Consider the following 23135-nt stretch of genomic DNA (forward strand, 5'->3'; position numbering starts at 1 on the left):
GCACTCCTCAGGATGACGCAAGGCTTGGATCAAAGGGTCCGGGACGGTATAACCGCTCTCGAACGGACTGAAAACACTTCATGACCCTGACGATCCAATCCTTTTCCGGCGGCGAGGTAGCCGCATTCGTCGACGATCTTGCGCGGCTGCGGATCGCGGTGTTTCGGGATTTCCCCTACCTGTACGACGGCGATCTCGCCTATGAGCGGAATTATCTGGCCACGTATTCACGATCCGAAGGCTCGGTCTTCGTGCTGGCAATCGATGGTCAGCAGGTCGTCGGCGCGGCCACCGGAACGCCGATGATCGGAGAAACGGACGAGGTGAAAGCGCCCTTTCTAGCTACCGGACGCGATCCGGCGCAGTATTTCTATTTCGGCGAAAGCGTGCTCCTCGCCGGCTATCGCGGACGAGGCATTGGCGTGAAATTCTTTGAAGGTCGCGAGGCCCGGGCGAAAAAGCTCGGCCTGCGCTATGCCACCTTCTGCGCCGTCGAGCGCGCTGCAGACCATCCGCGCAGGCCCACCGACTACGTGCCTCTCGATTCTTTCTGGACCAAGCGCGGCTACAGCCATCATCCTGAGCTTCGAACGACCTTCTCCTGGCGCGACCTCGACGAGGCCGAGGAAAGTCCGAAGCCTCTCTCTTTCTGGATACGGGACCTCCGTTCATGACCAAGATCACGCTTGCCAGCTGCCAGTACAAGATCGATCTGATCGAGACCTGGGAGGATTACGTCCTCCATCTTACCCATCTCGTCCGCGCAGCGGTCGACAAGGGGGCGAAACTCCTGCTGCTTCCGGAGTATTCAGGTCTCGCGCTGACCGGCCAGCTCGACCCGCAGGTTCGCTCTCATCTGCACGGGTCAATTGCCGGCATCCAACCGATGATCCCGACCTGGCTCGATCTCTGCGAAGATCTCGCCCGGACCCATGGCATCGTCTTCCAGCCAGGCTCGGCGCCGATGCGCGACCCAGATGGCAACTACCGCAACCGCGCCTGGCTCTTCGGTCCCGATGGCCTGATCGGCCATCAGGACAAGATCATCATGACCCGCTTCGAGCGAGAGCAGTGGGGTATTGCCGCAGGCGAGGATGGGCTCCGCAGTTTCGAAACGCCGCTCGGCACGCTTGGCATCCTCATCTGCTACGACAACGAGTTCCCGATGCTGGGCCGCAAGCTCGCGGACTTGGGTGTCGAGCTCATTCTCGCGCCGAGCTGCACTGATACTCTGGCCGGCGCCTATCGCGTGCGCATCGGCGCACAGGCACGCGCACTGGAAAACCAGATCGCCGTACTGGTCTCGCCGACGACGGGAAATGCGCCATGGTCACCCGCTGTCGATGAAAACAGGGGACGCGCGGCGCTGTACGTGCCGCCGGACTACGGCATGCCCCCTTCGGGCATCTTCGCCGAGAGCGAGAGCGACAATGTCGATGAAAGCCGGTGGCTGATAACGGAGGTCGATCTTGCGGACGTGTTGCGGCTACGCACCGAGGGCCAGGTCGCCACGCGACGCGACTGGCCGGAACAGTTTGCGGTCTGAGGGCGCATTTGTGGGCGTTTGGTCGAACTTCCCGCTAGTCTGGCCTATCCGTCGCTGCTATATGCGCTGCCCATGAGCACATCATCCCGCACGCCCCTTGACCACATCCGCAATTTTTCGATCGTGGCCCATATTGACCACGGCAAATCGACACTGGCCGACCGGCTGATTCAGACTTGTGGCGGCCTCGCCGAGCGCGAGATGTCGGAGCAGGTCCTCGATTCGATGGATATCGAGCGCGAGCGTGGCATCACCATCAAGGCCCAAACGGTGCGCTTGCACTACAAGGCCAATGATGGCGAAACCTATGTGCTGAATCTCATCGACACCCCCGGCCACGTCGACTTCGCCTACGAAGTGTCGCGCTCGCTCTCGGCTTGCGAGGGATCGCTGCTCGTCGTCGACGCCTCCCAGGGCGTGGAAGCGCAGACGCTCGCCAACGTCTACCAGGCGATCGACAACAACCACGAGCTGGTGACGGTGCTCAACAAGATCGACCTGCCGGCGGCCGAACCGGACCGGATCAAGGAACAGATCGAGGAAGTCATCGGGATCGACGCATCGGACGCCGTGCTGATCTCGGCGAAGACGGGCCTCGGCATCCCGGAGGTCCTGGAAGCCATCGTCCACCGCCTGCCGGCGCCGAAGAGCCCCGGTGGCGAGACCGCTCCGCTGAAGGCGCTGCTGGTCGACAGCTGGTATGACACCTATCTTGGCGTCATGGTTCTCGTGCGCATCATCGACGGCGTGTTGGTGAAGGGCCAGCAGATCCGGATGATGGGCACAGGCGCGAAATACACGGTCGAGCGTGTCGGCGTGCTAACACCGAAGATGGTCAACGTGGACTCACTCGGCCCTGGCGAGATCGGCTTCATCACCGCCTCGATCAAGGAAGTGGCCGATACCCGTGTCGGCGATACCATCACCGATGACCGTCGGCCCACGGCCTCGGCCCTGCCCGGCTTCAAGCCGGCCCAGCCGGTCGTGTTCTGTGGCCTCTTCCCCGTCGATGCCGCCGATTTCGAAGACCTGCGCGCCGCCATGGGCAAGCTGCGCCTCAACGACGCCTCCTTCTCCTTCGAGATGGAGAGCTCCGCCGCCCTCGGCTTCGGCTTCCGCTGCGGCTTCCTCGGCCTGCTCCATCTCGAAATCATTCAGGAGCGTCTCGAGCGCGAGTTCAACCTCGACCTCGTCGCCACCGCACCTTCGGTCGTCTACCAGATGAAGCTGACGGACGGTACCGAGAAGGAACTGCACAACCCCGCCGACATGCCGGACGTGGTCAAGATCGAGGAAATCCGCGAGCCCTGGATCAAGGCAACAATCATGACGCCGGACGAATATCTCGGCGGCATCCTGAAGCTTTGCCAGGACCGGCGCGGCATTCAGACCGAACTCACCTATGTCGGCAACCGCGCGATGATCACCTACGAGCTGCCGCTCAACGAAGTGGTCTTCGACTTCTACGATCGGCTGAAGTCGATCTCCAAGGGATATGCCTCCTTCGACTACCACATCCTCGACTACCGCGAGGGCGACCTCGTGAAGATGTCGATCCTCGTCAATGGCGATCCGGTTGATGCGCTTTCGATGCTGGTCCACCGTTCCGCCGCCGACCGCCGCGGCCGTGGCATGTGCGAGAAGCTGAAGGAACTCATCCCGCCGCACATGTTCCAGATTCCGATCCAGGCGGCGATCGGCGGCAAGGTGATCGCGCGCGAAACCGTCCGCGCGCTGCGCAAGGACGTGACTGCCAAGTGCTACGGCGGCGACGCCACCCGCAAGCGCAAGCTGCTCGACAAGCAGAAGGAAGGCAAGAAGCGCATGCGCCAGTTCGGCAAGGTCGAGATCCCGCAGGAAGCCTTCATCGCTGCGCTGAAGATGAACGACGAATAGATCGGCGAAGGCCGCATTGATGATCGCGGCCTCCTGAGCGATGCTCAGGCTCGGCGGCGGGGTGCGCGGGCGGCCGATGGCTCGCCGTCTCTCTCCTTTGCGGCATGCGCCATGCCCCAACTTCCCATGGCATCCAGCACCGGCACGAGCGACAGGCCGTAGTCGGTATATCGATACTCGACATAGACTATGTCCCCGCCCTTTACCGGCGTGCGGGAGATGACGCCGTTGCGACGCAGCGCCAGCAGGTTTTCCTGCAGCACCTTTTCGGACATCCCGACAATGCGCCTCAATTCTCCGAAGGTTGCCGCACCGTCGCGCAGCCGCCACAGGATCCGCGGCTTCCATTTTCCGCCGATGACCTGAATGGTCGCCAGGACCGGGCAATCATGCATTTTGTCGACGTCCACCCATGCCTCCATTGCCGCTTTCCGCCCGCCGCATGACTGGCGCCACCATAGCCCGCCTGCGGCGCGATATTGATTACCTTGAGGTAAGTGCTTGTCTCGTTTCGATATTCTGCAAAACTGCCGCCGAAACCCGGGAGCGCACCACCATGATCGTCGAATATATTCGCTATCAACTCAAGCAGCATACGCCCGAAGAGCTCGTTGCGGCTTATCGCAAGGCACAGGAGAGCCTCAAGGTCGCACCGGAATGCCACGGCTTCGAACTCTCACATTGCGTTGAGGACCCGTCGAGCCTCACCCTCCGCATTCTGTGGACATCCACCGAGGACCACCTCCGGGGTTTTCGCAAGGGAGCGCATTTCCCGCCCTTCCTCGCCGCCATCCGACCCTTTGTCGGCGAGATTGCGGAGATGCAGCACTATACCGTCACCGACGTCGATTGGCAGCGGTGATCCTGCTGGCCGACAGTTGCTGGATGCACTCATCCTCGGCGACCACCAAGGTGGCGAAACACAGCGGCAGCCATCGGCATCGCGCGCGGTAATCGCCCCAAACCAGAAACGGAAATGCTGATCCACGGAGAAATGGTCGTATCCGCGAGTGCAACTCCTACGGCAGCGATCCCCATCCGCCGAAGGGTTGACACGACTGTGCCGTCCGCCTCTTTCGAGACGGGCGGCTTTCTTTCTGTCGACCCGACTTAGGGCTGCGAGTTGCCTGCAGGCGGGTTCGCCGGAGCCGCGTCGTTGGCCGGCGGCGTTGCCGGAGCCGCGGGTGTGGTCGGCTGAACAGCCGGCGCGGTGTCAGTCGCAGGCGGGGTCGTCGACGATGTCGTGGATTGGTCGACGCCGGGGCCGCCGCTCATCAGCGACCACACGACCAGTCCAAGGACGATCACGGCGCCGATGGCCGCCCAGGTCCAGGTGCCGTTGCGCGACGCGCGTGGCGGCGGATTCCCGACGTCGGGCGGATCACGATTGAGATTGGGATCATAGGTCATGGCACTTCCTCCTCTCGGTCTCGGAAGGAAATGCAGATCCGGCCGGATGGTTCCAAACGGAAGTCGGCCGCCCCACCGCTCGCGCGCGATTCACTGGAGAACCCTGCGCGTTCCCGGCCGCGGACGACCATACTCCGGATACGTTACTCCGCCGCGCCGCCGAACTGCTCCCATGCGCTCATCGCATGTGCCGCATACATCAGCGACGGACCTCCGCCCATGTAGACGGCCATGCCGAGCGTCTCCTCGAACTCCGCCTTGGTTGCGCCGAGCTTCACCAATGCGTCGGTGTGAAAGCCGATGCACCCGTCGCAGCGCGTGGCAATCGCGATCGCCAGTGCCACGAACTCCTTGGTCTTCTTGTCGAGCGCTCCGTCTCGGGTCGCAGCCGACGCCATGGCGGAAAAGCCTGCCATGACGTCGGGAATGTCCTTCCGCAGGGTCTTGGTCTGGGCGGAGATATCCTTGGTGATGTCGGGATAGTATTTCGTGACCATGGGGAGAGCCTTTCCTGTTAACACATAGCGATATGCATATGCCTTAACCGGAGGTCAACGGCTCAGCCTTGAGGAAGATCAAATTCCGACGAGATTGCAGAAGCCACGAGCCCCGTCAGGCTCCGATCCGTTCCGGCGTATAGCCGGCCTCGCGGATAGCCGCTTCGGCTTTCGCGGCATCTCCGCCGACGCGCACCTCATGAGAGACGAGGTCGACGGAGACCTCCGCTCCGGGCAGCGCGTCGGCGAGTGCAGCCTTCACGGACTTGGCGCAGTGGCCGCAGGTCATGTCTTCTACACGGAAGAGATTGAGTTCGCTCATTTTGCTGTCCTTTTTCCCTTATGCCTCTCGGCACGGATACCATCAGTGATGCACCTTCCCCCATGGGGAAGGTCAAGTGGAAATTCCTAGGCGGCATAGCAGCGCTTTCCGCCCTTGCGGTGCTAATGCCCCCTGCGTTGCGCGTCCGGACCGGCGAGATCGGCAAGGATCGGGCAGTTCGGCCGGTGGTCGCCCTGGCAGCAATCGGCCAGCTCGGTCAGCGTGGCCACCATCGACTTCATGGCCGCGATCTTCTCCTCGAGGTCGACGATGTGGGCAAGCGCCACCTTCTTCACCTCCGCGCTCGCACGACTCTTGTCGTCCCAGAGCTTCAGCAACCGCTCCGTCTCCTCGAGTGAAAAGCCGAGGGAGCGTGCGCGGCGAATGAACCGCAAGCGATGCACTTCCTCTTCGCCATAAAGACGATAATTCGAAGCGGTACGGCTCGCCGGCCGCACGAGGCCGATTTCCTCGTAGTACCGGATCATCTTGGCCGAAACGCCGGAGGCCTCGGAAGCTTCACCAATATTCATGTCTCTTCCTCCTCGTCAGGAAAGCCGGGTCACCTGCGCCCGCGTCAAACGCAGCGCATTGGTGACCACGAAAACGCTCGACAAGCCCATCGCGCCGGCCCCGATCATCGGCGAGAGTAGGAGACCGAAGGCGGGATAGAGCAGACCGGCCGCCACCGGGATCAGCAGAACGTTATAGCCGAAGGCCCAGAACAGGTTCTGCTGAATGTTCCGCATCACGGCACGGCTCAGTTCGATTGCATGAACGACCGAGCCGAGATCGCCGCCGACGAGCACGACGTCGGCGCTTTCGATGGCCACATCCGTACCGGTTCCGATGGCGAGGCCGGTATCCGCGCTCGCCAGTGCCGGCGCATCGTTGATGCCGTCGCCGACGAAGGCGACGGTCGACCCCTTCGATTTCAATTCCCGGATCACGTCCACCTTGCCTTCCGGCAGCACTTCGGCGATCACCTCGTCGATGCCGGCAGCGCGGGCGATCGCTTCCGCCGTTCCGCGGTTGTCGCCAGTCACCATCACCACTTTCAGGCCCATCGATTTCAGCGCCGAAACCGCAGCCGGACTCGTCTCCTTCAAGGGATCGGCAATAGCGACCGCTCCGGCGAGAACGCCACCGATAGCCACGTAAAGAGGTGTCTTTCCCTCGGCGGCCAGCCCGCGAGCCCCGTCGGCGAAGGGCGCAACCGAAAGTCCGAGCTTTTCCATCAGTCGGTCGGCGCCGGCCGCCACGGCACGACCGGCTACGGTGCCGGTGATGCCGAAGCCCGGCACCGCCTCAACCTTCTCGACGGCGGCAAACGCAATCCTTCGCGCTTCCGCCGCCTTGACGATCGCCTCGGCGAGCGGATGCTCCGAACGCGCCTCCAGGCTGGCGGCCAGCATCAGCACCTCATCCTCGGAAAATCCGTCCGCTACAATGAGATCGGTAAGCTCCGGCCGGCCCTTCGTGATCGTTCCGGTCTTGTCCATGACGACGACGCCGGCCTCACGCAGGTTCTGCAAAGCCTCGCCCTTGCGGAACAGCACACCCAGCTCCGCCGCACGTCCCGTGCCAACCATGATCGACGTCGGCGTGGCAAGCCCCATCGCACAAGGGCAGGCGATGATCAGCACCGCCACGGCCGCGACGAGGCCGTAGGTGTAGGCGGGTTCCGGCCCGACGAGCACCCAGGTGACAAAGGTAAGTGCCGCGATCGCCATGACCACCGGCACGAACCATCCCGTCACCCGGTCGACCAGCATCTGGATCGGCAATTTCGATCCCTGCGCTTCGCCGACCATACGGATGATCTGGGAAAGCATGGTATCGGCGCCGACCTTTTCCGCCCGAAAGCGGAAGCTTCCGCTCGTGTTGATCGTGCCGCCGATGACGGTCGCGCCCGCGCTTTTCTCGACAGGTACGGGTTCGCCGGAAATCATGGACTCATCGACATAGGAGCCGCCGTCGATCACGGTGCCGTCGACCGGAATACGCTCACCGGGGCGGATCACCACAACATCGCCGACGATGACTGCCTCCGTCGCGACATCGACCGTGACGCCGTCCCGTTCGACACGAGCCGTCTTCGCCTGAAGGCCGGCAAGTTTGCGGATCGCCTCACCGGTACGCCCCTTGGCTCGCGCTTCGAGTAACCGCCCGAGCAGAATGAGCGTGACGATCACCGTCGCCGCCTCGTAGTAGATGTTTCGCGCCTCGTAAGGCAACAGTTCGGGTGCAAACGTCGTCACAAGAGAGTAGCCGTAGGCTGCCGACGTTCCGATGGCGACGAGTGAATTCATGTCCGGCCCCCCACGCAGGAGCGCAGGAAAACCTTTCAGATAGAAGCGGAGACCCGGTCCGAGCAGCACGGCCGTCGCAAGGGCAAACTGGATATAGTTCAGGAGATTTCCAGGAAAGATCTCCATCAGCGTGTGATGCAGCGGCGGATAGAGATGACTACCCATCTCCATGACGAGGAGCGGCAGGGTCAGAATGAACGCGATAACGAAATCGCGGGTCAGCTTGCCGATCTCTCGCGCTCGCGCTGCCTGCGCGGCATCTCCCTTGTCCGTGTCGGCCACCAGCTTGGCGCCATAGCCAGCCTTGCGGACTGCGTCGAGCAAGGCCGGCACCTGGGCCTTGCCCCCAAGAACGGAGACAGTAGCTTGCCCCGTCGCCAGATTGACCGTGGCGCGTTCGACGGCCGGCACAGCCTTGAGGGCCTTCTCGACCCGGCCGACGCAGGAGGCGCAGGTCATGTCCTCGATTTCGAGCTCGATCGTCTCAGACTTTGCCTCGTAACCCGCGGCATGGATCGCGGCGAGGAGTTTCTCCGCCGCAAAACCCTCTTGCGGCTTCACCGTCAGAGTCTCGGTCGCGAAATTCACGGCGCTTTCGGCGACACCGGGTACAGCCGCGGCTGCCTTCTCGACGCGTTTGACGCAGGACGCGCAAGTCATGCCCTCGATAGGCACCTCGATGGGAGCGGCGCGCGATGACATCTGGTTCAGTCTTGTCGGCAGTTCGTTCATGATTTTCACCTCTGCCACCCTAGATGGACCTTCCCATCATGGGAGGGTCAAGAGGCAAAAGCGAATTTTTCCGAATATCCGAAAAGTCGAGCGTGGTGAAAGGCGCCGTAGCGGTGTGGCATCCGCCTACAGTACGTCACGCATTGGCGCGGTGCCGGCTCACGATTCGCCGACCCTGAGGGGCCAGTCGACAATGTAGTCCTCGAAGTCCTCGACCGGTACGATCTCCTCGCTCACCGTGCGGCCGCGCACGGAAACGCCGGCCTGGTGGACAGTTTCCCGGTCGCCGGATACCAGATAGTGCCACCAATAGAGATCCTCGCCCTCGGAAATCAGTCGGTAGGCGCAGGTCGGCGGCAGCCACGAAATCGTCTCCACCTCGTCCAGCGTCAGACGAATGCAGTCGGGCACCGTAGCCTGGCGGTTCTCGTAGTCCTTGCACCGGCAGCTGTGCGCGTCGAGCAGCCGGCAGGCCACCGACGTGAACGCGACCTCGCCGGTATCCCAGTCCTCGAGCTTGTTGAGACAGCAAATCCCGCAGCCGTCGCAGAGGCCTTCCCATTCCTCTGCCGACATTTCAGCGAGTGTCTTGCGTTTCCAGTAAGGGATCTCGTTCATCATCACACCTTGCGTGAGCGGCTAAGTGACGCCGCTTTCTTCTTGTTCTTTGGGCCCGAATGGACCATGTATCAAGTCTATGCCGACGGCTCGATGCCTCGACGCCCTCCTGTGGCGTGCGGCGGCAGCCCCGTCAAGCTTTCAACGCGTCAACGGGGAAAGTTCTAAGGTGCAGGAGCCCGAACCGCCGAAAAGGAGATCGCGCAGGAAGAGCCACATTCTTCTGCGGATCGATTCCTGGATCGACTCGACCGTGTGGAATGCGGGATTCGCCGCCGGCGAGGCCTGGGAGGAGATCACCATCTTCTTCCGCCGTTTCCGCGTGCATGGATGGAAGCGTGCCGTTTTCGAGGTGCTTGGAGAGGCCCTGACCCTCGGCACCGCGGGTATGGTGTTATTGCTGGCGCTTGCGATGCCGGCCTTCGAAGAAACCAAGAAAGACTGGCGCAACCGCGGCAATTTCGCCGTCACCTTCCTCGACCGCTACGGCAACCAGATCGGCCACCGCGGCATCATCCACGAAAACTCGGTGCCGATCGATGCCCTGCCGGATCACCTGATCAAAGCGGTCCTGGCGACCGAAGACCGCCGCTTCTTTGACCACTTCGGCATCGATTTTCTGGGTCTCATCCGCGCCATGAACGAGAATGCGCGTGCCGGAAGCGTCGTGCAAGGCGGATCGACGCTTACCCAGCAACTCGCGAAGAACCTCTTCCTGACCAACGAGCGCTCGCTCGAACGCAAGATCAAGGAGGCATTTCTGGCGCTTTGGCTGGAGGCCAATCTCACCAAGAAAGAAATCCTGTCCCTCTATCTCGACCGCGCCTACATGGGTGGCGGGACATTCGGTGCGGCAGCGGCGGCGCAGTTCTACTTCGGAAAGAACATCACCGAGGTGAACCTCGCCGAATCCGCCATGCTCGCTGGTCTCTTCAAGGCGCCGGCGAAGTACGCGCCGCACGTCAACCTTCCGGCGGCACGAGCGCGTGCCAACGAGGTGCTGTCGAACATGGTGCAGAGCGGCATCATGACCGAGGGACAGGTCATCGGTGCACGACGCAACCCGGCAACCGTCGTCGACCGCGATGACGCCGAAGCGCCTGACTATTTCCTCGATTGGGCCTTCGACGAGGTACAACGGCTCGCAGCGCGCTTTCCTCAGCATTCGCTGGTGGTGCGAACAACCATAGACATGGGTCTGCAGAAAGCGGCGGAGGCGGCGGTTGCCTCCAGCCTGCGCGAATACGGCGAAAGCTATAACGCAAAACAGGCGGCCCTGGCCCTGATCGAGAACGGCGGCGCTGTTCGCGCGATGGTTGGTGGCCGCGACTACGGCGAAAGCCAGTTCAACCGCGCGACGAAGGCGCTGCGTCAGCCCGGCTCTTCCTTCAAGGTCTACACCTATTCGCTGGCAATGGAATCGGGTCTGACGCCCGACTCGCCGATCGTCGACGCCCCGATCTCCTGGGGCAACTGGAGCCCGCATAATTACGGGAACAGCTATGCCGGGAGGATCGACATCAAGACTGCCCTCGCCAAGTCGATCAACACTATTCCGGTCCGTCTCGCCAAGGAGAAACTTGGACCGAATGCGATCGACAAGATCATGGCCGAAGCGGAGAAGTTCGGTATCGAGACACCCATCCGCAAGGACGTGACGATTCCGATCGGGACCTCCGAAGTCACTGTGCTCGACCAGGCCACAGCTTACGCCGTGTTTCCCGCCGGTGGTTACCAGTCTCGCCGTCACGGCATCGCACAGATCATGAACTATGACGGCGACGTGCTCTACGATTTCTCGCGGGATGAACCGCCGCCGCAGCGGGTGCTCTCCGAGACCGCCGCTGCCTACATGAACCAGATGCTGACGCGTGTTCCCTATGTCGGAACGGGGCGCCGAGCTGCGGTCGACGGCATACTGACCGGCGGCAAGACCGGCACGACACAGGCCTATCGAGACGCATGGTTCTGCGGCTTCACGGGGAACTACACGGCCGCCGTCTGGTTCGGCAACGATGACTATACCTCGACCAATAACATGACCGGTGGTTCGGTTCCGGCCATGACCTTCAAGAAGCTGATGGACTATGCCCACCAGGGCATCGAGCTTCGCGCCATTCCCGGCGTCGAAAACCCTGCGCCGGAAGCCGCGGCCCCAAAGGTCGCCACGGCGGCGAGCGAGGGCGAACCGGCGGGGCTCCCGCCACTCATGCGGCCGCGATCACTGTCCGCGGATTCGACCCGGCTCATCCGCGAGATCGGGCGCATGTTGAAAGAGGCCAAGCCCGTCACCACTCCCCGCAGGGTCGCTTCGGCAGCCGGCCGCGATCCCGGATAGGTGGCAGAAAACAGTCCGCGGACTTCGGTTGCGTTTGAACTTCAATGGTTTGAATGATACCGCTTGCAGCCGGACAACATGGAATTGGTCGACAAGGTGTTCCGGGTTCCTTTCCTCATTGCCGTCGCGCTCACCATCGCTTTCGGCGGCGGCATTCTCTCCGCAATGTGGGCGCTGCAAGCATCAGCCGGCTTCGGAGCGATAAGGCTCGGCGTATGGCAAGCGTTTCCCGAGGCACAGACTGCGTCTGCCGATCCCTACGCGCGGTCGCATCGGGCCAAGGCCGGGCGACTTCTCTACGGATCGGCAGAGGGACTGGTCTTTAGCGCAACAGAGGACGAGCAAGGACGACGGCTCAACACGAATTGCGCTTACCGGCTGCATGGTCGCACACCGACCGCGCGCACCTGGACTCTTTACGCTGCGAACGCAGCGGGCCGGCCGCTGCCGGCAGCCGCATCGCTGCCCTCCTCCTTCAACGCTCGAACGGTGCTGCGCCACCAAGACGGCAGTTTCGACATCGTGATCTCCACCGGCCCCCAACCCGGTAATTGGCTGGCGCTGCCGCAAGCGGGGTCCTTTTCGCTGGTGCTGACGCTTCTCGACACGCCGGCGGCGGGGAGTTCCGGCCTGATCGGCCTCAACATGCCGGAACTTGAACGCATCGGGTGCCGGAATGGCTAGGAAGCTTATCTTTGCAACCGCGACGGGGATCGTTGGAGCGGCGCTACTGCATATCATTATTATCTTGGCGCTTCCGAGCTTTACCGGACAGGATGCTTATACGCGCGTGCAGGCTGAAGGTCCGGAGAACGCTTTCTACAGCCTGCCGGACGTGAGCGAAGGGGAGAGGCTTGCCAATATCGATCCCTACGTGAAAGCGGCGGTCTGCCATTTTGACGTCACGGCCCAGCCGGTCAGGTTTCTTGCCGACAAGGGTCCCGGCTTCTGGTCGCTCGCCGTCTATAACAGCCGTTCCGACGAGGTCTTCAGTATAAACGACCGGACCTCTGTCGACGGGAGCGTCGATGTGCTCGCAGCTTCGAGCGTGCAACTCGGTCGTATCCGAAAGGCGCTGCCGGACTCCCTGTCGCAAACGATCACCGTCGAGCTCAAGGACCCGCTCGGCTACGCCGTCCTGCGAACCATGGCCCCGCAGGCAAGTTTCGAGGAAGGTGCGAGAGACTTTCTCGCGGACGCGGTATGTGCGCCGTTCTCCGACTATTAGCAGCGACGGTTCGCCGCTAAGGGTCGGAAGCGATCAGTGGGGCAAGGGGTCCTTGCCCTTCGGCTTAGGCACGTGGTGCCCATCGAACAAATCGCCGGTGCGGACGAGGTGACCGTCGCGGTACTCGTATCGAACCCCCGTGAAGAGCAGGATTACTGCCTCGTGGTGCTCCGGCCGCCGTTTCGGCTGGCGTGCCAGCCGTTCTTCCAATTTCACGATCTCCGCCATGCTCGTCTCCGTTTCTAGGCCGAGAAGGATGAAGAAATCGATCTCACCCTGCCCTCCGTCTTGAAGGGCCGGCACAGTCCGGCAAAGCTTCCCTCTTGGATCACGGCCGGGTCATCTGCGCCTTTCTCCAGCGCGAACCGACGGTGGGCGATACTCACTGCCCACCAAACGGGGCACGCCTAACAACGTGTGCCTGCAAGCGAATCGGCGTGCAGTTCCACGACTACAGCCCAATTCACGCACAGCTTAGTTAACAGCTTGCTAACAAATTTGTTCTAGTTTGGCTCATATCTGTCTTGCGTAAGGTTAAGGTCTTGTCGTGGTCGATCGCTTTCGGGAACTGGAAAAACCCCAGAGGTTGCGGAAGAAGGACGTTGTTCTGATGGCGACCGTCACCAGCTTCGAGAACGTGCGACATCCGCGAAAGAGTGAGTTGAGGCAATTCGCGGAACTCTTCGCACCCCTCTTCCAGGCTTCCTCTGACGACGCCCGGCGTCAGGCGGTCGCAGCTCTTTCGCAGAACCCGAACGTCCCGCCCGCCGTCGCTCTTTTCATCGCGTCGCAGCCGATCGCGGTCGCGGCACCTTTTCTCGCCTCGTCGCCGTGCCTTTCCGATGATCTCCTCATCATGATTGCCCGAACGCAAGGCGCGGCGCATGCCCGTGCCATCGTGCGCCGGCAGTCGCTGTCGCCGGCCGTCATCGATGCGCTTGTCGGCCTTCGTCACAGCATGGGGCCTGTGCGGTCCGGCGGCGGCGAAACTGTCTCGCGGCAAGCTCGGACCGACCACAGCGAAGCACTGCGCGAGCGCATCAAGCGGCTTGCAAATCATCTCAACGCCCCTGTTTCCGATCGGCTGGGCATGCGTACCATAACGCCGATGCAGGAGGCGTTGCTGGTGCGCTTCGCCCGCAACGGCGAGGCGGATCACTTTTGTTCGACGCTGTCGGAGGTACTTTCCGCAAGCCGCTGGCTTGCCGAACGCATCATGCTCGACATTTCCGGCCGCCAGCTCGCCGTGACCCTTACGGGCGTGGCCATGCCAGCGGATGAAACCGTCTTCGTGCTCAAGTGCCTCTATCCGCATCTGTCCGAAACAGTCACCGAAATGACGCGCGCGGACGTCTTGATCAAGGACCTGGATCCGATCGATTGCGCCGATCGTATTGAGACCTGGCGCCGCGCTGACAGCTACACCTATCGGCAGGATGGCACTGCCACGACCGGATCTTCCAGCGCCTCTAACATCGAAAACCTGCCGGCAGGCCTCACCATCGTGCGTACTAACGAGGTTACGTCCGGTGGCGCTTCGCAGGATCGCCGCCGTGGTGCGATCGTTCGCGACGATCACGCCCGCCAGGTGCTCAAGGCGCGGCACCGCTAGGCGGCACCTTGGTCATTTGGATATCCGGTCGCGCAAGGCGGATTGCGGCGGTCGTCCCGACGACAGGTCGCCTGAGTTTCAGATCTGGCGGACCCAGGCGCGGGCGATCTCGAGGCCGGAAGCGTCCGCTTTCGCTGCGTGCCTCGCGGCATGCTCCGGATGGCGGGCGAGCCATCCCGGCGCCTTGCGCTCGACATGCGCAGGGAAAAGACGAACCCATTCCTCGACGACCGGCTGATCCGCCTCGAAGTGAAATTGCATGCCGTAGCTTGCCCTGCCGATGCGGAATCCCTGGTTCCTGGCAATGTCGTTCTCAGCGAGGCGGATAGCGCCCTGCGGGAGAGTGAACGTGTCGTCGTGCCACTGGAACGAAACGAATTGCCGGCCCAGATGCCCCAGGACTGGATCGCTCTTCGCGCCGTCGGTGAGCATGATATCCCTCCAGCCGAATTCAGGCGCGGTACCGATCAGATTCTCGCCGCCGTAGGCACGCGCCAGCACCTGGCTGCCAAGGCAGATACCGAGAACAGCCTTGCCGGCCTCGCCGAAACTCCTCATCACGCCGGCGAGCGCCGGCAGATATGGATGGGCGTGATCGTCGCGGGCATTCTGTTCGCCGCCGAAGACCACCAGAGCGTCGTAGTAATGGATGTCGGCCGGCAGGGGCTCGCCGGCAAAGGCACGGATCACGTCAAGCCCGGCCCCCGCCTCCCGGAGCGCAACACCGACCAGCCCGTGTTGGGTTGAAGGCATGTTTTCGACGATAGCCACGCGCATGCTTGCGATCCGTTCCGATTCCCATACACCCGGCGACAGATGACCATGATGGCGCGGCAGGTTCAAGAGCCTTGGATCATAGCCGATGAGCCGGTGGACACCCGTGGCTGGACCGATATCATCGTTGCGAACGGAGAGGAATATGCCGACAAAACCGCGCGTCACCATTCTCTACTGCACCCAGTGCAACTGGCTGCTGCGCGCCGGCTGGATGGCGCAGGAGCTGCTGCAGACATTCCCCGACAGTCTCGCCGAGGTGGCCCTTATTCCCGGCACCGGCGGCAATTTCGAAATCCGGGTCGACGGAACTCTGGTCTGGGAGCGCAAGCGGGACGGTGGCTTTCCAGGCCCGAAAGAGCTGAAGCAGCGGATACGCGACGTCGTCGAACCGGACCGCGATCTCGGCCATGTCGACCGGCCCGGCCCGAGCCCGGACAGCGCAGGCTAAAGAAGGCCGGGTGCAGACCCGACCTTCTTGGACGTTCGGTTCATCTCACCGGTAAGGCGAGCGGCAGACGTGGAAGTAGCCGTCGTAGCCGACATAGCGGTTCGTCCGCGGATTGTAGGAACGATAGCGCTCAAGGCACCACCTCACGTGATTATCCCAGGAGCGCGGCGCACGGTAGATCGGCGGTGGCGGAGGGGGACGACGATAACGCCAATAGCCTGGCGGCGGCAGAACCGGACGGTAATAGGGCGGGGCCGGCCGGTAAATCGGCGGCGGCGGTGGTGGTGGCAGCCAACGCGGTGGCGGAGCCGGATGGAGCCAGGTGTCGTAACAGCCGTATTGATCACAGACGACCGCCGCCTGTACGACATCGGCGGATGCCGCTTCCCGCCCGCCGAGTATTGCAGGCATCGTGGCGTTGGCCGGCGCCGGCAGCGTACTTGCGGCAGCCAGCAGGCCGCCAAGCAGGAAATTCCGGATCTTGTGCATGAGCGTCTCCCCGTCGTCTGCCTGTCGGCGACACCACCCGGTCGGAGGGCGTAATGACAGGTCGATCCGAACGATCTGTTCTCAACCTGTCCGATCTTGGGTGCGATCATGGCTTTTCGAAGACGGCTCAGGATCTGCTCCACGTCTCTCCGCGGTCACAAGTCGCCTGTTGTTCGGGCGATATCCCGAGCCACTGCAAGGCGCCGCACAGCTTTCTCGACTGACGACACGAAAACTTCAAAATGCCTGTTGACAGCAGGAGGCGACCCCCTTACATGCGTGACCGTCGCCCAGATGGCGGAATTGGTAGACGCGCCAGCTTCAGGTGCTGGTACTCGAAAGGGTGTGGAGGTTCGAGTCCTCTTCTGGGCACCAAATTCCGATTTCAAGCCGTAGATACGGCGTTGAAAACACGAGAAAAGCCCGGTTCGTCCGGGCTTTTCTCGTTTCGGGCGCCGGCGCGATCACCCGGCACCTGCACATCGAGGTCGTCGCTCACGGGCGAGCCTAGAAATTCGTGTCAGTCCTTCCGAATGGGCACCGAACGAGGGGCAAGCGACGGTCGCACCGAGGCTGAGAAATGTGATGTGGCATAGCCGACAGCCACCCCGACCAGAACGCCCAACGACTTCACCAGCGCATCCTCGACGTGAGCGTGTCGTGTCGGCGAAATGATCTGCATGACCTCGAAGAGCGCGGCGCCGGCGACCAGGAGCAGGCCTATCCGCTTCCAGCGATCCGGGTAGCCGAGCACGAAGAGCATGGAAATCGCCGCAAAGGCGGCACCACGATCGAGATTGACCGTCGTTAGCGTGTGGGGCCGGAGACCTATCGGGCTTATGGTGACGAGGAAGATCGTGAAAAGGAGGCTCCAGGCGAGGCCCCTCGAAAGCGACGAGAACTTGAACATCCCGACAGACTAGACTGTTGTCTCGGCAGAAGAAAGGCCAGCGGAGAAAGGCACCCCTGCTCTCCTCACAAGGCTCGCAGGCCAAATGCCGACGCTATTTCTCGATATCGCGCGGATTGACGCCGGGATACCAGGAGCCGGTCAATGGAGGATTGCGGCTCTCGAAGGTGACGCCGTCACGGGTGCAGCGGTAGACGAGCACAGGCAGGGTGTCGGAAAAACCGACATCGTCCCGGTTGCGGAAACGGCGGGTAGCCGTCGTGCATCTGTACTCCGGCTCCTTCCGCGACGCGTCCGGGGCGGTGACGCCGGGCAGATCCTTGAAATAGCCGGAAGGGTCGATCAACCGCGTTTCGCCCGAATGAGCCGGAAGCACGACGGCGGACATGCCCAGGAGCAAGCTCAGCAATGCCAAAACAATCTTCATGGACTTGCCCTTCTGGTTCCCCGCCGCCGGTTGATCCGAAAGCTGGCCGCCAGGCACCATATAGGTGCGGGAGCCGGAAAGCGTAAGACCGCCATCCCACGCATGATCATGTGACGGGCCTGCGATAACCGGTCGGCAAGTCATAAAGCCAGCCAATACGCCTAACCGCGGCCTCGAAATTCTCACGCGCGACGGTCATCGTATGACCGTTGGCGTGAAGCAGCGTCTCCCCATCTTCCATGATTCCGACATGACCTTTCCAGAAGACGAGATCGCCGCGCTTCAGATCGCCGCGTCCGATCTCCGCGCCAAGTCCGGCCGCCTGCATATCGGTATCGCGAGGCGCCGAACGGCCCGTCATCATCAGGGAGAGCTGGACGAGCCCGGAACAATCGATACCAAAACCGGAACGGCCACCCCACAGATAGGGCGTTTCGAGAAAGCGCGCCGCGACCGCCACGTAGTCGTCACTCGCATAGGCGCCGATCGGCAGACAATGCCCCGCAACGATCGCCCGCCCGTCGGAGAGCAGGAAGTAGCGAGTGCCGCGCGTCTCGGCCTCGCCCACGACCGCAACGCGACTTCCCATCGAAAGGGCGGCAGCGGCGGGAAAGCGCAGATCCGCGCCGGGATACAGAAAGGTACGGGGGACGACCACATAATGGGTCGGCGCGGCATCGGGCGGCGCGAGCGCTGCGTCTGGCAGGTAGCCGACGTAGCCGTCGCTCGCCGCCTTCACCCACGCCCAGCCGTCCGCGCGATCGAAGACGATCACCTCTTCTCCAAGGAGAACTTCCGTGTCGATGCCGGATGCAAGGTCAGGTTTGGGACGAAGGGCGGCAACCGGAAAATCGATCCGCGCCGGTTCTCCGGCAACGAAGCGGCGAGCGGCGACCTGCCCCTCCAGCGACTTCTCGGCCAGGTCTTCACGATAGGCGTTCAATCGTCTGTCCAGTGCCATAAGACCCTCTCAGATCCCCAACGTTCGCCCCTTTTCGATGACGAGGTCACCGAAACGCTCAAGGTAGAGCGCACCGAGAACGGTGCGCTTGATAATCACGTTGCGACGGTCGTGGTCGTCCCGGACGCGCTCGACCAGGCCCATTTCCCCCATCGTATCCAATGCACGGGTGATCACCGGCTTGGTAACCCGGAGCGTCGCCGCGAGCCCGCGAACGGTGTGCGGCGGCGGCACGAGATAGATCTGCAAGAGAACCGCCATCTGCCGAAGCGTCAGATCGCGATTGTCCTGCTGAACCTGTTGCACTGTCACCCTGTGCCAGAGGCACAATGCCTCAGTCGCAGTCAGTTCCACACTCATACGACGTCATCCGGCTTCACGACGTACCTCTTTTCCGGCAATCACCCGCCGTTTGCAAGACTCACGGCGGGCAAGCGCCCGCGCCGTCAGCGAACACTGGAGCGCAGATAGCGGTAGAGCGCGCGGATCGCCTGGGCCTCGCCGCCGACCGGCGAGTGTGGGCGCTCCGAGGGCGCCCAGCCGAAGATGTCGAAATGGGCCCAGCTCCTGGCGCGGCTCACGAACCGCTTGAGAAACAGGGCTGCCGTGATTGCTCCTGCCATGCCGCCGGCCGGCGCGTTGGTGAGGTCGGCGATCTGGCCCTTCAGGCTCTTGTCGTACCCCATATAGAGCGGCATCCGCCAGAGCGGATCGTCGGTTTCGAGGCTCGCGTCGACGAGTTCGGCGGCAAGTTCCTCATCGTCCGTGAAGACGGGCGGCAGGTCCGGCCCGAGCGCCACACGCGCCGCACCGGTCAAGGTCGCCATGTCGATGAGAAGATCGGTTTCCTCTTCGTCCGCATAGGCGAGCGCATCGGCCAGAATCAGCCGCCCCTCGGCGTCCGTGTTGTCAATCTGTACGGTCAATCCCTTGCGGCTGCGATAGATGTCACCGGGGCGGAACGCATTCCCTCCGATGGAATTCTCGACGACAGGAATGATAACACGTAGGTCGACCTTCAGCTTGGCGTCCATGATCATCAGCGCCAGGCCCAGGACGTTGGCTGCGCCGCCCATGTCCTTCTTCATCAGCAGCATCGAGGAAGCAGGCTTGATGTCCAGACCTCCGGTGTCGAAGCATACTCCCTTGCCGACGAGAGTGACGCGGCGATGTCCGTCCTTGCCCCAACGCATCTCGAGCAGACGCGGCGCCTCAGCGCTCGCCCGACCCACGGCATGAACCAACGGGAAATTGGCCTTCAGGAGGTCGTCGCCGACGATAACGGAAACCTCGGCCTTGTAGTGTTCGGCAACCGACCGGAACACACGTTCGAGCTCGCCCGGCCCCATGTCGTTGGTCGGCGTGTTGATGAGGTCTCGCGCGAGAAAGATACCGGCAAGCTGCCGTTTGATGTCGGTCGCGTCGGCATCCTGCGGGATCAACAGCTTCGGCCCAGTTTGGTTCTCCTTGCGATACCGATCATAGCTATAGCTGCCCAGACCGTAACCGAGCGCGAGGCGATTTGCCGTGAGTGGTGCAGTCTCGACATGCCAGTCACCGGCAGGAAGCTGGCGGGCAAGCCTGCCGGCGAGAAAGGGCGTCGCCGAGGGATTGGTGCCGAGACCAAAGAGTGCGCCCCCGAGGTGGCCGTCGGCCGTCGGAACGAGAAGCAACGCCCCCGCCTCCGCGGTGAAGCCCGCCTTGCGCGCCCAATCGAGCGCGATCGGGTCGATTGTGCCGGTCTCGATGTGGGCGGGTGTCACGGCGAAGATCGGAAGGGTCTTCCCGCTCTTCGTGCTGAAGGGGCTTTTTCGATCGATATATTGGTAAGGCGCCATGGATGCTCTTTCTGCGGAATCAGTCGCGGTCGCCGACATTAACGCTCCGTTAGGGTTAACAGATTATTGCTAGTCACGAGGTTGCGTCGGATGCCACCTGCAGGTTCCGCCGACGCCGGAAGTGCCGCATCAGGGGGTAGTGAATCATGGGGGCCAGGAAAACCACGTCACGTCGCACGATGATGACCGTCAAAGTCTGCATTCTTGCGCTCGCGACAATCACGGCCGGTTGCTCCACCACCGCCAAGAAGGACCCAACCGTCACCGGATCGATCCCCAAGCTCACGAAACCGGTCGAGGCGATGACGACAAGCGAACTCGCCGCGGCGGCCGAGCGGATCGGCTCGGCCTATGATCGTAACCCCAAGGACAAGCAGACGGGCCTGACCTACGCAAGCATCCTGATGATGACCGGCCGCGATGCCCAGGCTCTGGCCGTGATGCAGCAGGTCGCAATCGCCCATCCTGCCGACCGCGATGTGCTCGCGGCCTATGGCAAGGCGCAGGCGGCGTCTGGCCAGATGGAACAGGCCTTGTCCACCATATCCAGAGCGCAGACGCCCGATCGTCCGGACTGGCGACTTTATTCGGCCGAAGGGGCGGTGCTCGATCAGCTCGGCCGCTCCGCGGAGGCCCGCAGCCGCTATCGCATGGCCCTCGATCTGAAGCCGAACGAACCGTCCGTGCTTTCCAATCTCGGCATGTCCTACGTCCTGTCCGGCGACCTCAGGACTGCGGAAACCTATCTGAAGTCAGCCTCGCAACAGCCGACATCCGACAGCCGCGTGCGCCAGAATCTCGCCCTGGTGATAGGCCTGCAGGGGCGCTTCGACGACGCCGAGCGCATTGCACGCCAGGAACTCGACCCGCAGCAAGCAGAGGCAAACGTCGCCTATCTGCGCTCAATGCTGGCGCAACAGAATTCGTGGAAGCAGCTTGCGGCCAAGGACGCAGATACGCAGACCAACTGACGCAGGAACCACAGGATCGTCGCGGAACTCACCAGACCCGTGAGGCGATTCCCTCTGCTGCAAGGCGCGCGCCCAAGCCAGCCATGACCGCGCCGGCCGTTCTGTCAATCCAGCTCTTTGCACGGGCATACGCGCGGCGCGGCGCGCTCGCGGAAAAGACAAGCGCGACGACCAGATACCAGCCGGCCTCGATGCCGAAGAGCATCGGCACCAGTGCGAGCATCAACCAGCGCTCCGGCTCGGCGGGAAGAAGTGCGGCAAATATGCTTCCGTAGACGATGACCGTCTTCGGGTTGCTGAGCTGGATGAAAAGCCCCGTGACAAGATTGCTGCCGAGCGACCTCGCACGCTCCGGTCCACCGCTTTCGAAAGCAAGCGGGGTGGATGCATGCCGGAAGACACGGAAGCCGATATAGACGAGATAAAGGCCACCGAGGATCTTCACGAGTACGAAGACCGTTTCGGCGCGCAGAAGGAGAGTACTCAGTCCTAGAAGCGCGAGTCCTCCGAGGCAGGCGCCTCCGAGTCCCATGCCGAGTGCCGCTGCAACACCGGCCGATCGCCCCTGCGCGATCGCTGTACGGCTCACCAGAATGAAACTCGGCCCGGGACTCATTGCACCGATCAGGATCGCACCGAGTATACTGACGAAAATCATTTGAGACGACATGGGGCAACTCCAGATGTTGGATGTTCGTGCCCAGGCGAGCGGCATCCGTTTCGCCCGCGCTCCCCGATGGTTCTCCATCTCTGTCGCCAGTTGCGCGGGTGACAAGAGGTAGCGTTTTTCATTACCCGTCGCAATATGCCGCGTCAGAAGCGATCGGAGACTTGTATGCCAGCCGGCCCGAGAATGACGGCCACGAGCACCGGCAGGAAGAAAAGGATCATCGGCACGGTCAGTTTGGGCGGCAGGGCTGCGGCCTTCTTTTCCGCCTCGTTCATGCGTTCGTCGCGGCCTTCCTGCGCAAGGACGCGCAGCGCTTGCGCGACCGGCGTCCCGTAGCGCTCAGCCTGGATCAGGGCCTGGGTGACGCTCTTCACGCCGTCGAGCTGCGTGCGGTTGCCGAGATTCTCCAACGCCGTCCGACGATCCTGCAGGAACGAAAGCTCGGCCGTGGTCAGGACCATTTCCTCTGCGAGCTCCGGCGACTGGGTGGCCATCTCATCAGAGACACGGCGCATCGCGGCCTCGATCGAGATGCCCGACTCGACGCAGATCAGCATGAGATCGAGCGCATCCGGCCAGGCGCGCTTGATCGACAGCTGTCGCTTGCTCATCCGGTTGGAGACATAGATGTTGGGAAGATAGAAGCCGATATAGCCGCCGACCACCGTCACCAGCATGCGAATGGCAAACGGCCGTTCCGCGAGATTGCCGAGCGCGAAGATCCAGATGGCCGTCAGCGTCAAAGTCAGGAAAGGCAGAAGGAATCGAGCGACAAGAAAGATGTTGAGAGCGTTCTGCGAGCGGAAGCCTGCCGCCTTCAGCTTGTCGATCGTTGCGTCATCGACCAGCGCCTGACGCAGATTGAACTTTTCGACGATCTGGCGGACGGAATGGTTATGCGAGGCGCGCAAGCTCGCCTTCCCGCGCCCGCCGTCAGCGTTCATTCGGGCGCGCTCGCGGGCGCGAATCTGCTCCCGTTCCGTCGACACCGCCTTCATGCGCTTTTCGAGATCGCCGCGCTCGAGATACGGAATGGCAATCGTGTACAGCGTTGCAAAGACGGCGATGGCAACCAGAACGGCGATAACCAGTGCAGGGTCGGTCAGTCGGGCGGCGAGATCCTGCGTCATTGC

Annotated in this window: 27 protein-coding genes, 1 tRNA gene and 1 riboswitch; of the genes, 11 read left to right on the forward strand and 17 right to left on the reverse strand. The window is 62.5% G+C overall.

Annotated features, from left to right (window positions below):
• Positions 1-80 precede the first annotated feature (80 nt).
• The 3 genes from ACM6UT_RS06560 (at position 81) to lepA (ending at position 3442) form a co-directional block, all read left to right on the forward strand.
• Positions 81-674, forward strand: a complete 594-nt coding sequence (locus ACM6UT_RS06560) for a GNAT family N-acetyltransferase (RefSeq protein ID WP_416796542.1) — start codon at positions 81-83, stop codon at positions 672-674.
• Positions 671-1546, forward strand: a complete 876-nt coding sequence (locus ACM6UT_RS06565) for a carbon-nitrogen hydrolase family protein (RefSeq protein WP_416796543.1) — start codon at positions 671-673, stop codon at positions 1544-1546. The genes ACM6UT_RS06560 and ACM6UT_RS06565 overlap by 4 nt, the downstream gene beginning before the upstream one ends.
• A gap of 72 nt (positions 1547-1618) precedes the next feature.
• Positions 1619-3442, forward strand: coding sequence for a translation elongation factor 4 (gene lepA / locus ACM6UT_RS06570; protein WP_416796544.1), 1824 nt, complete (start codon positions 1619-1621; stop codon positions 3440-3442).
• A 44-nt stretch (positions 3443-3486) separates the two neighbouring features.
• Here the strand turns inward: lepA and ACM6UT_RS06575 are convergent, their stop codons facing one another.
• Positions 3487-3852 (reverse strand): winged helix-turn-helix transcriptional regulator, encoded by a 366-nt coding sequence (locus ACM6UT_RS06575; RefSeq protein WP_416796545.1) that lies wholly within the window; start codon positions 3850-3852, stop codon positions 3487-3489.
• Positions 3853-3998: 146 nt separating this feature from the next.
• On the opposite strand from ACM6UT_RS06575, the gene ACM6UT_RS06580 reads away from it, so the two are divergent.
• On the forward strand, positions 3999-4304 hold the full coding sequence (locus ACM6UT_RS06580) for a putative quinol monooxygenase (RefSeq protein WP_416796546.1): 306 nt from the start codon (positions 3999-4001) through the stop codon (positions 4302-4304).
• Between the two features lie 248 nt (positions 4305-4552).
• Here the strand turns inward: ACM6UT_RS06580 and ACM6UT_RS06585 are convergent, their stop codons facing one another.
• The 6 genes from ACM6UT_RS06585 to ACM6UT_RS06610 form a co-directional block, all read right to left on the reverse strand.
• The gene (locus ACM6UT_RS06585) at positions 4553-4852 is read right to left on the reverse strand and encodes a hypothetical protein (RefSeq protein WP_416796547.1); all 300 of its coding nucleotides are present in this window, start codon (positions 4850-4852) and stop codon (positions 4553-4555) included.
• A gap of 143 nt (positions 4853-4995) precedes the next feature.
• A complete protein-coding gene (locus ACM6UT_RS06590; protein ID WP_129333198.1) occupies positions 4996-5349 on the reverse strand; it encodes a carboxymuconolactone decarboxylase family protein in 354 nt (117 codons plus the stop codon).
• 115 nt (positions 5350-5464) lie between these two features.
• Complete coding sequence (locus ACM6UT_RS06595; protein ID WP_416796548.1) at positions 5465-5671, reverse strand: heavy-metal-associated domain-containing protein; 207 nt, start codon at positions 5669-5671, stop codon at positions 5465-5467.
• 122 nt (positions 5672-5793) lie between these two features.
• Positions 5794-6204, reverse strand: coding sequence for a Cu(I)-responsive transcriptional regulator (gene cueR, locus ACM6UT_RS06600; RefSeq protein ID WP_416796549.1), 411 nt, complete (start codon positions 6202-6204; stop codon positions 5794-5796).
• Between the two features lie 15 nt (positions 6205-6219).
• On the reverse strand, positions 6220-8715 hold the full coding sequence (locus ACM6UT_RS06605; protein ID WP_416796550.1) for a heavy metal translocating P-type ATPase: 2496 nt from the start codon (positions 8713-8715) through the stop codon (positions 6220-6222).
• 159 nt (positions 8716-8874) lie between these two features.
• Positions 8875-9333 carry a YcgN family cysteine cluster protein gene (locus ACM6UT_RS06610; protein ID WP_416796551.1) on the reverse strand — a complete coding sequence of 153 codons (459 nt, stop codon included), beginning with the start codon at positions 9331-9333 and terminating at the stop codon, positions 8875-8877.
• Positions 9334-9412: 79 nt separating this feature from the next.
• Between ACM6UT_RS06610 and ACM6UT_RS06615 the strand changes: the two genes are divergently transcribed.
• From ACM6UT_RS06615 to ACM6UT_RS06625, 3 genes are all read left to right on the forward strand, one after another.
• The gene (locus ACM6UT_RS06615) at positions 9413-11671 is read left to right on the forward strand and encodes a transglycosylase domain-containing protein (protein ID WP_416796552.1); all 2259 of its coding nucleotides are present in this window, start codon (positions 9413-9415) and stop codon (positions 11669-11671) included.
• A 96-nt stretch (positions 11672-11767) separates the two neighbouring features.
• Positions 11768-12355, forward strand: a complete 588-nt coding sequence (locus ACM6UT_RS06620) for a DUF1214 domain-containing protein (protein WP_416796691.1) — start codon at positions 11768-11770, stop codon at positions 12353-12355.
• Positions 12348-12899: a DUF1254 domain-containing protein gene (locus ACM6UT_RS06625; RefSeq protein WP_416796553.1), complete on the forward strand. Its 552-nt coding sequence runs from the start codon at positions 12348-12350 to the stop codon at positions 12897-12899. Before ACM6UT_RS06620 ends, ACM6UT_RS06625 begins: the two co-directional genes overlap by 8 nt.
• Before the next feature lie 33 nt (positions 12900-12932).
• Here the strand turns inward: ACM6UT_RS06625 and ACM6UT_RS06630 are convergent, their stop codons facing one another.
• Positions 12933-13127, reverse strand: coding sequence for a hypothetical protein (locus ACM6UT_RS06630; RefSeq protein WP_416796554.1), 195 nt, complete (start codon positions 13125-13127; stop codon positions 12933-12935).
• 382 nt (positions 13128-13509) lie between these two features.
• Between ACM6UT_RS06630 and ACM6UT_RS06635 the strand changes: the two genes are divergently transcribed.
• Complete coding sequence (locus tag ACM6UT_RS06635; RefSeq protein WP_416796555.1) at positions 13510-14511, forward strand: DUF2336 domain-containing protein; 1002 nt, start codon at positions 13510-13512, stop codon at positions 14509-14511.
• Between the two features lie 78 nt (positions 14512-14589).
• Here the strand turns inward: ACM6UT_RS06635 and ACM6UT_RS06640 are convergent, their stop codons facing one another.
• Positions 14590-15288, reverse strand: coding sequence for a type 1 glutamine amidotransferase (locus ACM6UT_RS06640; protein WP_416796692.1), 699 nt, complete (start codon positions 15286-15288; stop codon positions 14590-14592).
• 142 nt (positions 15289-15430) lie between these two features.
• Between ACM6UT_RS06640 and ACM6UT_RS06645 the strand changes: the two genes are divergently transcribed.
• Complete coding sequence (locus ACM6UT_RS06645) at positions 15431-15736, forward strand: Rdx family protein (RefSeq protein ID WP_416796556.1); 306 nt, start codon at positions 15431-15433, stop codon at positions 15734-15736.
• A gap of 45 nt (positions 15737-15781) precedes the next feature.
• Here the strand turns inward: ACM6UT_RS06645 and ACM6UT_RS06650 are convergent, their stop codons facing one another.
• Positions 15782-16225 carry a BA14K family protein gene (locus ACM6UT_RS06650; RefSeq protein WP_416796557.1) on the reverse strand — a complete coding sequence of 148 codons (444 nt, stop codon included), beginning with the start codon at positions 16223-16225 and terminating at the stop codon, positions 15782-15784.
• 288 nt (positions 16226-16513) lie between these two features.
• On the opposite strand from ACM6UT_RS06650, the gene ACM6UT_RS06655 reads away from it, so the two are divergent.
• Positions 16514-16600 (forward strand) — tRNA-Leu (locus ACM6UT_RS06655).
• Positions 16601-16745: 145 nt separating this feature from the next.
• On the opposite strand, the gene ACM6UT_RS06660 is transcribed toward ACM6UT_RS06655, so the two are convergent.
• From ACM6UT_RS06660 to ACM6UT_RS06680, 5 genes are all read right to left on the reverse strand, one after another.
• A complete protein-coding gene (locus ACM6UT_RS06660; protein WP_416796558.1) occupies positions 16746-17135 on the reverse strand; it encodes a VanZ family protein in 390 nt (129 codons plus the stop codon).
• Positions 17136-17229: 94 nt separating this feature from the next.
• The gene (locus ACM6UT_RS06665; protein ID WP_416796559.1) at positions 17230-17562 is read right to left on the reverse strand and encodes a hypothetical protein; all 333 of its coding nucleotides are present in this window, start codon (positions 17560-17562) and stop codon (positions 17230-17232) included.
• A 106-nt stretch (positions 17563-17668) separates the two neighbouring features.
• Entirely contained in the window at positions 17669-18523 is an 855-nt protein-coding gene (locus ACM6UT_RS06670) for a C40 family peptidase (protein WP_416796560.1), read from the reverse strand.
• A gap of 9 nt (positions 18524-18532) precedes the next feature.
• A complete protein-coding gene (locus tag ACM6UT_RS06675) occupies positions 18533-18883 on the reverse strand; it encodes a MarR family winged helix-turn-helix transcriptional regulator (protein ID WP_416796561.1) in 351 nt (116 codons plus the stop codon).
• A gap of 86 nt (positions 18884-18969) precedes the next feature.
• A complete protein-coding gene (locus ACM6UT_RS06680; RefSeq protein ID WP_416796562.1) occupies positions 18970-20361 on the reverse strand; it encodes a leucyl aminopeptidase family protein in 1392 nt (463 codons plus the stop codon).
• Positions 20362-20507: 146 nt separating this feature from the next.
• Here ACM6UT_RS06680 and ACM6UT_RS06685 point away from each other — a divergent pair, with 146 nt between their 5' ends.
• Positions 20508-21332, forward strand: coding sequence for a tetratricopeptide repeat protein (locus ACM6UT_RS06685; RefSeq protein WP_416796563.1), 825 nt, complete (start codon positions 20508-20510; stop codon positions 21330-21332).
• Positions 21333-21360: 28 nt separating this feature from the next.
• On the opposite strand, the gene ACM6UT_RS06690 is transcribed toward ACM6UT_RS06685, so the two are convergent.
• A complete protein-coding gene (locus tag ACM6UT_RS06690) occupies positions 21361-22002 on the reverse strand; it encodes a LysE family translocator (RefSeq protein ID WP_416796564.1) in 642 nt (213 codons plus the stop codon).
• A gap of 21 nt (positions 22003-22023) precedes the next feature.
• Positions 22024-22106, reverse strand: a riboswitch (ZMP/ZTP riboswitch).
• A 39-nt stretch (positions 22107-22145) separates the two neighbouring features.
• Positions 22146-23132: a type II secretion system F family protein gene (locus tag ACM6UT_RS06695; RefSeq protein ID WP_416796565.1), complete on the reverse strand. Its 987-nt coding sequence runs from the start codon at positions 23130-23132 to the stop codon at positions 22146-22148.
• Positions 23133-23135 lie beyond the last annotated feature (3 nt).

Source organism: Ciceribacter azotifigens, assembly GCF_048159625.1.
GTDB classification, from domain to species: domain Bacteria; phylum Pseudomonadota; class Alphaproteobacteria; order Rhizobiales; family Rhizobiaceae; genus Allorhizobium; species Allorhizobium azotifigens.